Annotated in this window: 12 protein-coding genes; 6 read left to right on the top strand and 6 right to left on the bottom strand. The window is 60.9% G+C overall.

All coding sequences use genetic code 11. The features are described from left to right. Positions 1–150: 150 nt before the first annotated feature. From BLU39_RS05590 to BLU39_RS05610, 5 genes are all read left to right on the top strand, one after another. Positions 151–675 carry a gamma carbonic anhydrase family protein gene (locus tag BLU39_RS05590; protein WP_092710769.1) on the top strand — a complete coding sequence of 175 codons (525 nt, stop codon included), beginning with the start codon at positions 151–153 and terminating at the stop codon, positions 673–675. Positions 676–679: 4 nt separating this feature from the next. Continuing rightward, positions 680–1,660, top strand: coding sequence for an Hsp33 family molecular chaperone HslO (gene hslO / locus BLU39_RS05595; protein ID WP_092710772.1), 981 nt, complete (start codon positions 680–682; stop codon positions 1,658–1,660). A 163-nt stretch (positions 1,661–1,823) separates the two neighbouring features. Next, positions 1,824–4,235: a TonB-dependent receptor gene (locus tag BLU39_RS05600; RefSeq protein ID WP_254788894.1), complete on the top strand. Its 2,412-nt coding sequence runs from the start codon at positions 1,824–1,826 to the stop codon at positions 4,233–4,235. Beyond that, on the top strand, positions 4,235–5,365 hold the full coding sequence (locus BLU39_RS05605; protein WP_092710775.1) for a glycerophosphodiester phosphodiesterase: 1,131 nt from the start codon (positions 4,235–4,237) through the stop codon (positions 5,363–5,365). Before BLU39_RS05600 ends, BLU39_RS05605 begins: the two co-directional genes overlap by 1 nt. 152 nt (positions 5,366–5,517) lie before the next feature. Further along, on the top strand, positions 5,518–5,796 hold the full coding sequence (locus tag BLU39_RS05610) for a hypothetical protein (protein ID WP_092710778.1): 279 nt from the start codon (positions 5,518–5,520) through the stop codon (positions 5,794–5,796). Positions 5,797–6,006: 210 nt separating this feature from the next. Here BLU39_RS05610 and ftsB read toward each other — a convergent pair whose 3' ends face one another. The 3 genes from ftsB to BLU39_RS05625 form a co-directional block, all read right to left on the bottom strand. Beyond that, on the bottom strand, positions 6,007–6,330 hold the full coding sequence (ftsB, locus tag BLU39_RS05615; protein ID WP_092710781.1) for a cell division protein FtsB: 324 nt from the start codon (positions 6,328–6,330) through the stop codon (positions 6,007–6,009). Between the two features lie 61 nt (positions 6,331–6,391). Continuing rightward, the gene (eno, locus tag BLU39_RS05620) at positions 6,392–7,675 is read right to left on the bottom strand and encodes a phosphopyruvate hydratase (RefSeq protein WP_034750709.1); all 1,284 of its coding nucleotides are present in this window, start codon (positions 7,673–7,675) and stop codon (positions 6,392–6,394) included. A 141-nt stretch (positions 7,676–7,816) separates the two neighbouring features. Continuing rightward, positions 7,817–9,469: a CTP synthase gene (locus BLU39_RS05625; RefSeq protein ID WP_092710784.1), complete on the bottom strand. Its 1,653-nt coding sequence runs from the start codon at positions 9,467–9,469 to the stop codon at positions 7,817–7,819. 244 nt (positions 9,470–9,713) lie between these two features. Here BLU39_RS05625 and BLU39_RS05630 point away from each other — a divergent pair, with 244 nt between their 5' ends. Further along, positions 9,714–10,121 (top strand): PRC-barrel domain-containing protein, encoded by a 408-nt coding sequence (locus BLU39_RS05630; protein WP_092710787.1) that lies wholly within the window; start codon positions 9,714–9,716, stop codon positions 10,119–10,121. A 93-nt stretch (positions 10,122–10,214) separates the two neighbouring features. Here the strand turns inward: BLU39_RS05630 and BLU39_RS05635 are convergent, their stop codons facing one another. Genes BLU39_RS05635 through exbD form a run of 3 tightly spaced genes read right to left on the bottom strand, consistent with a single transcriptional unit; the run spans position 10,215 to position 13,705 of the window. Beyond that, complete coding sequence (locus BLU39_RS05635; RefSeq protein ID WP_092710790.1) at positions 10,215–12,473, bottom strand: TonB-dependent receptor domain-containing protein; 2,259 nt, start codon at positions 12,471–12,473, stop codon at positions 10,215–10,217. A 30-nt stretch (positions 12,474–12,503) separates the two neighbouring features. Next, complete coding sequence (locus BLU39_RS28515; protein WP_092710793.1) at positions 12,504–13,283, bottom strand: energy transducer TonB family protein; 780 nt, start codon at positions 13,281–13,283, stop codon at positions 12,504–12,506. Then, positions 13,280–13,705 carry a TonB system transport protein ExbD gene (gene exbD / locus BLU39_RS05645; RefSeq protein WP_092710796.1) on the bottom strand — a complete coding sequence of 142 codons (426 nt, stop codon included), beginning with the start codon at positions 13,703–13,705 and terminating at the stop codon, positions 13,280–13,282. Before exbD ends, BLU39_RS28515 begins: the two co-directional genes overlap by 4 nt.

A 13,705-nucleotide genomic window follows, 5' to 3' on the forward strand; every position in this document is an offset into this window, starting at 1 on the left:
TGTAGATAGTGCGGACATAAAAGTACGACCGTTCGATAATTATACCGGATTGACGGCCGGCGCCCGGACTTGCCCTGCAACAGCGTAAAATAGCGCAAAACTTCCGCGTCCGGCCGCGCCCGGCGCTTCCACCACCGCCACAGGCTAACGATGACACTCTACCAATTGGGCGCCGATGCGCCGCAGATTGATGCTTCCGCTTTTGTTGCCGACACGGCCAACGTGATCGGCAAGGTGACCCTGGAAGCGAATACGTCCGTATGGTTCGGCGCCACGATTCGCGGCGACAACGAACGCATTACCGTGGGCGCCAACAGCAATGTGCAGGAAGGCGCCGTGCTGCACACGGACCCGGGCTACCCGCTCGACATCGGATCGAACGTCACCATCGGCCATCAGGCGATGTTGCATGGCTGCACGATCGGCGATGGCGCCCTGGTCGGCATCCAGGCCGTGATCCTGAATGGCGCGAAGATCGGCAAGAATTGTCTGGTCGGCGCGGGCGCCCTGGTCACGGAAGGCAAGGAATTTCCCGACAATATGCTGATCCTCGGCTCACCGGCAAAAGCCGTGCGGGCCCTGACCGCAGACGATATCACCAGGCTACAAGGCAACGCCGTGAACTATGTGCAACGCGGCCAGCTATTTAATACGCAACTCAAGAAGATTGGATAAAAGTATGACGACTGAAACCACGGGCGCCGTCAGCGCTGCCGCCACCGGCCAGGATACCCTGCAAAAATTTATTTTCGACAACGCCGCCGTGCGCGGCCAGTTCATCGACGTCTCCCACACCTGGCAGGAAGTGGTGTCGCGCCACGCCTACCCGACGGCCGTGAAAAAAGTGCTGGGCGAAATGGTGGCTGCCGCCGCCCTGCTGTCGGCCAACCTGAAATTCAACGGCTCCATCATCATGCAAATCCATGGTGACGGTCCCGTGCGCCTGATGGTCGTCGAGTGCGATTCCGACCTGCGTTTGCGCGCCACGGCCAAGCTGGACCCGGACGCCGCCATTGCCGACGGCGCCACCGTGCCGCAATTGCTCAACGCCACGGGCAAGGGCCGCTTCATCATCACCCTGGACCCGGCCGACAAGGTGCCAGGCCAGCAGCCGTACCAGGGCATCGTGCCGCTCGACGGCGACGACATGGCCACCGTCATCGAAAACTACATGTTGCGCTCGGAACAGCTCGACACGCGTCTGTGGCTGGCCACGGACGACACCGTCTCGCGCGGCCTGCTGCTGCAAAAGCTGCCCCACCATGGCGGCAAGGCCGAAGCGACACCCGTATCGGAAGAAGATGCGCTGGACACGTGGAACCGCGCCGTGATGCTGGCGTCGACCCTGAAAGAGGAAGAAATCCTCGCTACCGACATCGATACCCTGATGCAGCGTTTGTTCTGGGAAGAAACGATCCGCGTCTTCGACCCGCTGCACCCGAGCTTCCACTGCACTTGCACGCGCGAAAAAGTGGGCAATATGCTCAAGATGCTGGGCGAGCAGGAAGTCAACGATACTCTGGCTGAAATCGGCCACGTGGGCGTGAACTGCGACTTCTGCGGCCAGCATTATGATTTCGACAAGGTCGATTGCGCGCAGCTGTTCATTACGGATGCGCCGGCCGAAGTCCTGATTCCGCCAGCCGCCAGCATCAACTAAGCCCGACCCAGCATTACAGTTTCGCCATCATCGTTCCGCGCCGCCCCTGAGGCGGCGCAATTGTTTCTGCTGTCATCTTCCCGTCATCAGTTCGTCATCAGCCCGTCACGCGCCGCCGTTACGCTGCGCAGCTTGCATTACCCACACTACTTTCCACAGGCTGATGATGACCACCCACTTGACGCTGGCCTTGCGCCGCCATTCCTTCCACGTATTGCTGGGCGCTTGCGCCGCAGGCTTGAGTTTGCCTGCCCTGGCGCAAACGGTCGTAGCCGCCGCCGTGGCGTCCGCAGCCACCGAGATGGCCGCGCCTGCCGCTGCCGCCGACGACGGCTCACCGATAACCACCGTGGAGATTTCCTCGCGCAAGACGCGCTCCTCGGTCGCCCTGAGCAAGAATGAAATCCAGAAAATCCTGCCCGGCACGAATCCCCTGAAAGCCTTGCAAACCTTGCCTGGCGTCAGCTTCCAGACGGCTGATCCATGGGGCAACAACGAGCAGAACCTGTCGCTGTTCGTGCATGGCTTTTCCGGCCAGCAACTGGGCTACACCATGGATGGCGTGCCGCTGGGCGACCAGCAGTACGGCAACTACAACGGCCTGTCGCCGCAGCGCGCCGTCATCAGCGAAAACGTGCGCAGCGTCGTGCTGTCGTCGGGCGCGGGCGATTTGGCCACGGCCTCGACCAGCAACCTGGGCGGCACCATCGAAACCTATTCCAGCGACCCGCTGGCCACACAGGGCGCCAGCGTGCAGCAAACGGTGGGCAGCCACCGCACTTCGCGCACGTTTGCCCGCTACGACACGGGCGCCTTCGGCGACGGCGGCAGCGCTTATTTTTCCATCCTGCACCATGAAGCGCGCGCCTGGGACTTCGATGCGCGCCAGGGCGGCGACCAGTTCAACGCCAAATACGTCAACCGCAGCGACGCGGGCAAGCTGACCCTGTTCTTCAATTACTCGGACAAGATCGAGCCGAACGAAGACAGCACCGTGCACGTGGCCGGCGAAACGAGCGCGCCGTACACGCGCCCCTTCCTGTACCCGGATTTCAAGGCGGCCCTCAATTATCTGTCGCCGACGGGCGCCACGCCTGCCGCCGACGGCAACAATTACCGCAATTACTACAGCGACGCGCAGCGCACCGATTACCTGGCCTACGCCAAGTTCGACGCCAACTTGTCCGAAGGCATGACGTGGTCGAACCAGGTGTATTACCACAAGGATGACGGCGCGGGCGTGGTGGCCGGCCCCATCGGCGTGGCCGGCTTGCCGGGCCTGTTCAGCGTGTACTATCCGAAACAGAATTTGAAGGAAGTCTTCGGCAACTCGGGCTATGCCGTGCGCACGACGGAATACGACATCAAGCGGGGCGGCTTCATTTCCACCTTGCGCAAGGAAATCGGCGAGCACCAGATCGAAGCGGGCCTGTGGCTGGAACAGAACCGCTCGTCCGCCTACCGCCGCTGGTACGCGCTGGACGTCAACAACCCAACGTCGCCTTACGACCGCCCCAGCAATCCTTTGATCACGCAATACGGCAGCGAGATCGACAACAAGGTGGTGCAGCTGCACTTGCAGGATGAATGGCGCATCCGCCCCGATATCGCGCTGCAGGCCGGCTTCAAGTCCAGCCTGCAGTTTGCCGATGGCCAATTCCCCGTGCAGCCGGCCAGGGGCGCCATCGCCGGCGGTTCGACGGCCTTGCCGGTCGGCACCATCAACACGAAAAAATGGTTCTTGCCGCAAGTGGGCGCGCGCTGGGATGTCACGCCGCAAGACCAGCTGTACTTCAATATCCAGAAAAACATGCGCCAGTTCGTCACCTATGGCGGCGGTGGCGCCTCGCCATGGAGCTTGTCGAGCCAGGCCGCTTTTGATTTGTTCAAGCGCGACGCCAAGCCGGAAACGGCCCTCACCTATGAAGTGGGCGTGCGCGGCAGCCATCCATTGAACATGGGCGCCATCACGGCCATCGATGGCCAGGTCAACGTCTACCACGTCGACTTCAGCAACCGCTTGCTGCAGATCAGCCCGACGCCCGTGATTTCCTCCATCATCGGCGGCAACCCCGTGCTGGCCAACGTGGGCAGCGTGCGCACGGACGGCATCGACATCGCCGGCACTGTTCACTTCGGCAACAATTTTTCGTTCTACAATGCCTTGTCATACAACCGTTCGCAGTACGCGGACAATTACAACAATGGCGCCGCGCTGGTACTGACGGCCGGCAAGAACGTGCCGGGCTCGCCGGAATGGCTGAACAAGTTCGTGGCTTCCGCGACGTTTGGCGATATCGAAGTACAACTGACGGGAGATTACGTGGGCAAACGCTACGCGACGTACACCAACGATCTGTCCGTGCCCAGCTATTTCCTGATGGGTCTGGGCGTGTCGGGCAAGCTGCCGGCCATGGCCAGCTGGCTGAAAAATCCGCGCTGGCGCCTGAACGTCAGCAACCTGGCCAACCGCGAAGGCGCGCTGAACGTGGTCGTGGGTGCGGCAGACAAAACGTATAACACCTTCCCCATCGCCCCGCGCCAGGGATTCCTTACCTTGACGGCGGACTTCTGATGCGCGCGCCCATCCTCCCGCAGCGCCACTTTTCGCGCCGCAGCTTCGTCCGCGCGGCCGCCGGCGGCCTGGCGCTGGCCGCCGCGCCGGGCTTTGCGGCCGGCCTGCTGGCCACGCCCCCAAGCCGCCCGCTCGTGTTCGCCCACCGGGGCGCCAGCGCCCTGCGTCCCGAGCACACCCTGGCGTCGTACGCCAAGGCCATCCTCGACGGTGCCGACTACGTCGAGCCGGACCTGGTGGCCACGCGCGACGGCATCCTCGTGGCGCGCCATGAAAGCAATCTGATCGACACCACCGACGTGGCGCGCCGTCCCGAGTTCGCCAGCCGGCGCGGCAAGAAGATGGTCGACGGCGAATGGCACGAAGGCTGGTTCGTCGACGACTTCACCCTGGCCGAACTGAAAACCCTGCGCGCCATCGAACGCTTGCCGAAAGTACGCACCGGCAACACCCTGTACGATGGACAATTCCAGATCCCCACATGGGAAGAAATCATCGATTTTGTTGCAGCGCAATCAGCCGCCAGCGGCCGCATCATCGGCCTCGTGCCCGAGCTGAAAAGCTCGACCTACTTTCGCGATGCGGGCCTGGCACTGGAAGACCGTTTCCTGTCGACCATGCTGGCGCACGAATACACGCGCCGCGCGCCGATTGAAATCCAGTCCTTCGAAGTGACAAATTTGAAATACTTGCGCGAGAAGCTGGGACGCCGCGCCAACGTGCGCCTGATGCAGCTGGTGGTGGGCGGCGACGTACGTCCGATGGACGTGGCCAAGGCGGGCGGCAAGCTGACGTTCGGGCAGATGACGACGCCGGCCGGCCTGCGCGACATCGCCGCCTACGCGGACGTGGTGGCGCCGCCAACGCGAGCAATCATCGCATTGGGCGCCGACCAGCGCCTGGCCCAGCCCTCGTCCATCGTTGACGATGCGCACCAGGCGGGCTTGCTGCTGCACACGTGGACCTTCCGTCCGGAAAACCGCTTCCTGGCGGCCGACTTCCGCGACGGCAACGGTGAAAACGCGCGCAACGAAGCCGGTTCCGTGGCCGAAATGCGGCGCTATATCGAAACGGGACTGGACGGCTTTTTCAGCGACGATCCGGGACTGGGACGCATCGCCGCCGGATAAACATTTCGTAACAAATTCTTTTTCAAGGCGTGGCCGGCGGCTACGCCCTTATTATTCGTTTCTTGAATTTCTGAAATTGGAATTTGGAATTAGACATATATCGCGAACTCCATTATTGTGCAATGCAACAACAGACCATTCATGGAGGGCATATGTCCACTTTTACCAACACCTACAGCAACGACAACGACAATTACTTCAGCAACCTGGGCCGCGCCACGCGCGCCTTCCTGGGCGCCCTGCTCGCTTCCAAGCCGTACAGCGCACTGGCACAGAAGGAAGTCATCGCCAGCAGCGTCACCGATGAAGAGCAGCGCTATGTGCGTCCAAGCAAGCGCGACATCGCCCTGCTGAACTCGGAAGCTGCCCGTTACGAAAACCTGATGCCGAACTTGGCTTCTGAACTGCGCTTCCTCGCTTCGCGCGGCTAAAAAATCACGACTAATTTAAAAGGAAATTTTATGATGTTTCTCGAAACCGCATTGATCGCCGTAGCCGTCGTCGTTACCGGCATCCATTTCTACCTGATCTCGACCGGCAAGGCCCGTTTCTGATCAGCAAGTAGCAAGGCAGTTGCAATAATAATGTGATATGTCAGCCTGGCAATCGGTCCAGGCTGACAAGTGGGAAGTAGCAAGTACTCAGTGCGGCGCGGCAGCGTCCACCGGCGTTTCCATCAGTGGCGGGGTTTGTCCCTTGCGCACGATCTGCACGAAAATCTCATTCTGTTTGACCATGCCCAGCTCATAGCGGGCACGCTCCTCGACGGCGCCCGTACCATCTTTCAGGTCGCGCACTTCGGATTCGAGCTTGGCGTTTCGCGCCTTCAATTCCATATTCTTTTTATTGGCCACCGCCACCTGGGCTTCCATGTCGGCAACGCGCAGCCAGCCGCCTTTACCCAGCCAGAGGGGAAATTGGATCAGCAGCAGCAGGGCTGCCAGGGCGAGCGTAATCAGGCGCATGGGGTAGTCGGTTAACAAACCGGCCGGATATCTCCGGCCGGCCAGTGGGTTTTACATCAGCTTACTTCAGATTATAGAACGCATCGCGGCCAGGGTAGCTGGCGATGTCGCCCAGGTCTTCCTCGATACGCAGCAGCTGGTTGTACTTGGCCATGCGGTCCGAACGCGACATCGAGCCGGTCTTGATCTGCAGGGCGTTCGTGGCAACGGCGATATCGGCGATGGTCGAATCTTCCGTTTCGCCCGAGCGGTGCGAAATGACGGCCGTGTAGCCGGCGCGCTTGGCCATTTCGATGGCGGCGAAGGTTTCCGTCAGGGTGCCGATCTGGTTGATCTTGATCAGGATCGAGTTGGCGATGCCTTTCGAGATGCCTTCTTTCAGGATCTTGGTGTTGGTGACGTACAGGTCGTCGCCGACCAGTTGCACTTTCTTGCCCAGTTCGGCCGTCAGGATCGCCCAGCCGTCCCAGTCGCCTTCGTGCATCGCGTCTTCGATCGAGATGATCGGGTACTTGTCGCACCAGGTCGCCAGCAGGTTGGTGAACTCGGTAGCGGTCAGGCTCAGGCCTTCGCCTTCCATTTCGTACTTGCCGTTCTTGTAGAACTCGGACGCGGCGCAATCGAGGCCGATGGCGATCTGCGTGCCTGGCTCGTAGCCCGCTTCTTCGATGGCCTGGATGATCAGCTTGATGGCTTCTTCATGGTTGGCCAGCGATGGCGCGAAACCGCCTTCGTCGCCCACGTTGGTGTTCAGGCCCTTCTTGTGCAGGATCTTTTTCAGCGTGTGGAACACTTCCGCGCCGTAGCGGACGGCTTCCTTGAACGACGGGGCGCCCACTGGAATGATCATGAATTCCTGGATGTCCAGGTTGTTGTCGGCGTGCGCGCCGCCGTTGATGACGTTCATCATCGGCACTGGCATCTGCATGGCGCCCGAACCGCCGAAATAGCGGTACAGCGGCAAGCCTGCTTCTTCGGCGGCAGCCTTGGCAACGGCCATGGAAACGGCCAGGATGGCGTTGGCGCCCAGGCGCGATTTGTTTTCCGTGCCGTCCAGGTCGATCAGGGTACGGTCCAGGAAAGCCTGCTCATTGGCGTCCAGGCCCATGATGGCTTCGGAGATTTCGGTATTGATGTTTTCGCATGCTTGCAGCACGCCCTTGCCGAAGTAGCGCTTGGCGTCGCCATCGCGCAATTCCACGGCTTCGCGCGAACCGGTCGAGGCACCCGACGGCACGGCCGCACGGCCCATCACGCCCGATTCCAGCAACACATCGCATTCGACGGTCGGGTTACCGCGCGAGTCCAGGATTTCGCGACCGATAATATCAACAATAGCACTCATGTCATTCTCCAAAGTTAAGCGTAACAGGGGCTGCACACTGCGTTCTGATGCGCAATTGCACAAAGGGGGCAAAGAAACTCCCGGCGGTAACCATCTGGCCGGGAGCTGTCTTACGGGTAATACTGTCGCTATCGACCGGCGTTATTCAGCGACGGCGTTGGCTTCCTTGTGCGCCAGCGCTGCCTTGATGAACGAGGTAAACAACGGATGGCCGGTACGTGGCGTCGACTTGAACTCGGGATGGTATTGCACGCCCATATACCATGGGTGGGCATTATCACCCGTGCGCGGCAATTCCATGATTTCGCACAAATCTTCGCTCGGCGTGCGGGCCGAAACGATCAGGCCAGCCGCTTCGACACGGGCCAGGTAGTGATTATTGGCTTCGTAGCGATGACGGTGACGCTCGGTCACCACGCTGCCGTAGATCTCGGCGGCGAGGGTGCCCGGATTGACGGCGCAGGTCTGCGCGCCCAGGCGCATGGTACCGCCCAGGTCCGAGTTTTCATCGCGCAACTCGACTTTACCATCGTGGTTTTGCCACTCATTGATCAGTGCAACGACAGGTTGATCCGTATCAAGGTCGAACTCGGTCGAATTCGCGTTCGGCATGCCTGCCTTGTTGCGCGCGTATTCGATCAAGGCCACTTGCATGCCCAGGCAGATGCCCAGGTAAGGGATCTTGTTTTCACGGGCGAACTGGGCCGCCTTGATCTTGCCTTCCACGCCGCGCTTGCCGAAGCCGCCCGGTACCAGGATGGCGTCGTACTTGCCCAGGTTGTCGCAACCGGTCGTTTCGATTTCTTCCGAATCGATGTACTCGATGTTGACGCGGCTTTCCGTGTGGATGCCGGCGTGGCGCAGCGCTTCGATCAGCGACTTGTACGACTCGGTCAGCTCGACATACTTACCGACCATGCCGACGGTCACTTCCGCCTTCGGGTGTTCCATCGTGTAGATCAGCTTGCTCCAGATCGACAGGTCGGCCGGTGCGGGATCGAGGTCCAGCGCATCGCAGATGATCTTGTCGAGGCCCTGGTCGTGCAGCATTTGCGGCACTTTGTAGATGGTGTCGACGTCCCACACGGAAATGACGGCGTCTTCCTCGATGTTCGAGAACAGCGAGATTTTCGCGCGTTCGTCTTCCGGGATGGCGCGGTCGGCGCGGCACAGCAACGCGTTTGGCAAGATGCCGATTTCGCGCAGCTTTTGCACCGAGTGCTGGGTCGGCTTGGTTTTCAGCTCACCGGCCGAGGCGATGTAAGGCACCAGGGTCAGGTGGACGAAGGCCGTGTTCTTGCGGCCGGCGCGCAGGCTCAGCTGACGCGCCGCTTCCAGGAATGGCAAGGATTCGATATCGCCGACGGTGCCGCCGATTTCGCACAGGGCCACGTCGTAGCCTTCGGCGCCACGGCGGATGTAATCCTGGATTTCATTGGTGATATGCGGAATCACCTGCACGGTCTTGCCCAGATATTCGCCCCGGCGTTCCTTGCGGATCACCGATTCATAGATCTGGCCGGTGGTGAAGTTATTCACCTTTTTCATGCGGGTGGAAATGAAGCGCTCGTAGTGACCGAGGTCGAGGTCGGTTTCGGCCCCGTCGTCGGTGACGAAGACTTCACCGTGTTGCATAGGGCTCATCGTGCCAGGATCGACGTTGATATACGGGTCGAGCTTGAGCATGGTGACTTTAAGGCCGCGCGATTCGAGGATCGCAGCGAGGGAGGCGGCGGCAATCCCTTTTCCAAGGGAAGACACAACGCCACCAGTGACGAAGACAAATTTGGTCATTGCAGATGGTGCCGAACGGCACGTGCGGGAAATTGAAATTATACACTAAAGCCCGCCTGCGTCGCCCCCCGCGCGCGGAAATTTGCGCCAAATACCGACTATCCCTCCCCCTCCTGCTGTCTACGCACAACAAATGCGCGATGAGAAGAATTGAAATATTTCCCATTCAATATTTTGTGTGGGAGAGCGAACAGACCCTGCCGCACCCTGGCGGCAGACTGGCATTTTCAACAGGAGGTCCATCATGAGCTACGAAGAACGCGACGCCTACGGCATGTATGTCAACCGCGGCCACAAGGGTCCCGGCCCGGAACTGATGGGTGCCGACACCCTGATCGGCGACCATGTGCACAACGCCAAGGATGAGCATCTGGGCGAAATCAAGGAAATCATGATCGACATGCGCAGCGGCAAAATCGCCTACGCCGTCATGTCCCACGGCGGCGTTTTCACCATCGGCGAAAAGCTGTTCGCCGTGCCGTGGGAAGCGCTGCTGCTCGACACCGTCAACAAGCGCTTTATCCTCAACGTCGACAAGGAACGCATCGAGAACGCGCCCGGCTTCGACACGGATAACTGGCCGAACATGGCGGACCAAGCCTGGGCGACGTCGATCCATAGCTATTATGGAACGACGCCACGCGAGTATTAAGAGAGTATTAATTAACCCAAAACGAAGAGCTGGGGTCGTACCCTGCAGGGGGAATCCGAAGGAAACGACCCCAGTATTTGCACTTGGGCTTAACTAAAACCGGTACTCCAGCCCCGCCACATATGTCCTGCCCCGCGCCGTACTCATCGGCGTATTGTCGTTCGACTGCGACGGCATCGAGTTCAGCCGGTTCAGCGCTTCCGAGTAATTCTTGTCCATCGCGTTCTGCACGGACAGGCGCAGGAACAGGTTGTTCGTCACTTGCCAGCTCGCATACAAATCGATCACGGCCGGGATCTTCGGATTGTCCACCTTCGCCACTTCCCCCGTCACCTCATCGGCTTCGTTGTCCGGCGACAGGCGGCGGTTCGATCCCGTGTGCTTGATGATGGCGCCGATTTCCATTTTATTGTCCAGCAAGCGCGTGCCCACGTCGAGGTTGTAGTAGGTGCTGGGCAGCTCACTGATGTCGGACGCGCCAAACCACGCGCTGGCGATCGAGGTGGGCTGGCTGGTCTTTTCACGCGTGTACGACAGCCGCGCAAAAGCCGGGCCCAGCTGGTACTGCGCTTCCAGTTCCCAGCCGCGCGTATGCACGGGCGTGGCCGAGTTGATGTAGATATACATATTGGTCACGTATTCGTCGACCGTCTCCCAGTCCGTGGCGATCACTTCCGACATATTGCACTTGCGCCCGTTGTCACAGACGAGGAAGGATTGGCTGGTGATATAGCCGTCGATCTTGCTCTTGAAATACAAGGCCTTGAAGTTCAGCGCATCGTTGGCGCTCAGCAAACCGTGCAGGCTGGAATTGAAACCCAGCTGATAGGTCGTCGCCTTTTCTCCCTTCAGGAAGGGGTTCATCGAGGCCCCGCCGTCGTTCGAGAAAAACACTTCCTGCGGATTCGGCCCGCGCATGGTGCGGTCGGCGCTGGCAAATGGCTGGAACCACGGCGTCATCTGTGCGGAAACGAGCAGCGAGGGATTGATCCCGTGTTCGTTCAGCGCGATATTCGCCTCCCCTTGCGGGAAACATTTCACGCGCTCGTCACAAGCCGGCTTGTAGCCCGTCAATTCGAAACGCGTGTAATTGAGCCCGGCATTGATCTGATAGATACCGCGGTTGTATTGCAGGCCCGCATACAGGCTGTCGATCTTTTGCTTGCCGGTGGGGCCAAAAATATTGTTTTCAATCGACTGCCGGTTGGCATCCGGATTGTCGGGATCGTCGACGAGGCTTTCCACGTGCTTGCTGTATTGATTGCGCATCCGCTTGCCGCCCACGGTCACCAGCGCGTCGCCGCCCGCCAGCTTGAAACTGCTCGTGTTGTTGATGTCGAACGCGTCGGCGCGATTGGCCGTGCTCGTGTTGACGAAATTGATCAAGGCTTCCGGCATGTATTTCTGCCTGCCGCGGCTGCTGCTGGCCACCACATTGAGGTCGATCAATTCCGAAAACGGCGTGTAGTGATATTTCACATAGTAGTCATCGCTACGGATATCGCGGCGCGTGAACGTATTGCGGTAATCGCGCGCCGACAGTTCCAGCGCATGGAAGTCGCTCAGTTTCAGGTCCAGCTTGAGCAATTGCGACTTCGGCTTTTGTTGATAGAAACGGTTGTAGCCGAAGCCGAATTGCTCGCTGTCCGTGCCCTTGCCATTCTTGTAGTTGTTGCCGATCACGCTCGCGCTCGTGGCGGCCATGAAGCCGACGCTCCCGCCATCGAAGGCGGGGTTTTTCATGGCCACGGCCAGCATGGCGCTGCGTCCCACGCCGTTATTGCCAGCAGACATCTTCGTGCGCGCGCCCATCTTCTCGCCCGCAAACACCACGTCATCGACGCCGATGGTGCGGAAGTTGGCGCTGCCGCCCAGCGCATTGACGCCGTCGCCGCCGACGGCATTACCGCGCGACACGTCCACGCCGATGATGAAATTCGGGTCGATCAGGGCGCCGAACTGACTGCTGGGCACGCTACCATGCGCCACTTCCGACGGGGCGCTGCCATAGTAATTCTGCGTCACGCCATCGACCATGGTGTTGACCCGGCCAAAACCAGACAGGCCGCGGATGTTGACGCTGACAGCCCCTTGCGCGGGATCGATCTGGGTAAACGTGCCCGGCATGCCGCGCAGTATCTGGTCGACCGGCTGCAAGCGCGTATCGGCGCCGCGCGCGCTGACGGCGCCCGGTTTTTCCAGCGCCTGCTGTTCCACGGGCACCGTTTCACCCGAGACATTCAGTGGCGAAAACACGACCTTGCCATTCTCTTGTGCCTGTTGCGCCCATCCCTGCTGCGCGAGCAACGCCGTACAGATGCCCACAGCCTGCGTCATTGTCTTGATATGCATACACCCTCGATTTCTTATGTGATTGAAAATTCAGCTGGTGCCGTGGCCGCTCTCGGCGTCGAGCTTGAACGACACGGGCAAGGTCACCGTCACCGTGCCCTGGTGCAGGACGTCGTCGGGCGGCGCCGGCAGCGGCTGCGCGCGCTGCAGCACTTGCAGCGCTTCGCGGTCGAGCAGCACGGTGCCCGATGAGGTGACCAGTTCGCTGGCCAGCAGCTTGCCGTCGCGGTCCACCTGGAAACGTACCCAGGCGGCGCCAGCCCGCTTGCGCTGGCGCGCGTCGCCCGGATAGCGCTTGAAATGCGCCAGATGGCCGAGCACGCGGCTTTGCCAGCTGGCGGGCGCCGCATTGGTCGACGGCGTATCGCTATCGAATGGTGCCGCCTGCGGACCACGCACGGCGGCGGGCGCCGGCGTGGCGCTGCTGCTGGCTTGCGCGGGCACGGACACTTCCTTCGCGGCATCCTTGCCCGGCTCCGCCGACGGAATCGCTTCCGCCTTCGCTTCTTTTTCTGCGGCGACGATATCCGGCGCGGCGGCGCGCGCCAGCACGGGCAGCGCCTCTCGCCGAGTCGTACTCTTTGGCGGCCGGGAATCGCTGGACGCGGCCGACTGGCGCACCCCTGCCGCTGCCGCCTGTTGCATCTCCGGCGACATCGCTTGCGCGGCAAACACCACCATCACGCTGGCGGGCGGCTGCGTGAGAGCGACGCTGACGGGCTGCCAGCCGGCCCACAGCAGCAGCGCCAGCACGGCGGCCACTACCAGCGACGTGGCGACGCCCCAGCTCAATATCGGACGCGGATTCACCCGCCCTCCCGGCCCACCAGGCCCACTTTCAGATAGCCGGCCTGGCGCAGGGCATCCATCACGCCCAGCACGTCTTCATACGCCGCTTGCTTGTCGGCCTGGAAAAACAGGGTGCGCTGACGGTCACCGCCCGTTTGCGCGTCGAGCAAACTGCCTAACTGCTCGCGCGCCACGGGCGCTTCGCCCAGGTACAGGCTGCGGTCGGCTTTCAGGGAAACGAACAGGGGCTTGTCGGGGCGCGGTGCCGGCTTGGTCGTGGCAGCCGGCAGGTCGATTTTCAGGTCGACGGTGGCCAGCGGCGAGACCACCATGAAGATGATCAACAGCACCAGCATCACGTCGATGAAAGGCGTGACATTGATCTCGCAGAGTTCCGGCATGTCGGCCGTATCGTCGTCCGACGAAGGAAACAGGGACGCCAT

Origin of the sequence: Janthinobacterium sp. OK676 (assembly GCF_900103595.1) — a bacterium.
Lineage (GTDB): Bacteria > Pseudomonadota > Gammaproteobacteria > Burkholderiales > Burkholderiaceae_D > Janthinobacterium.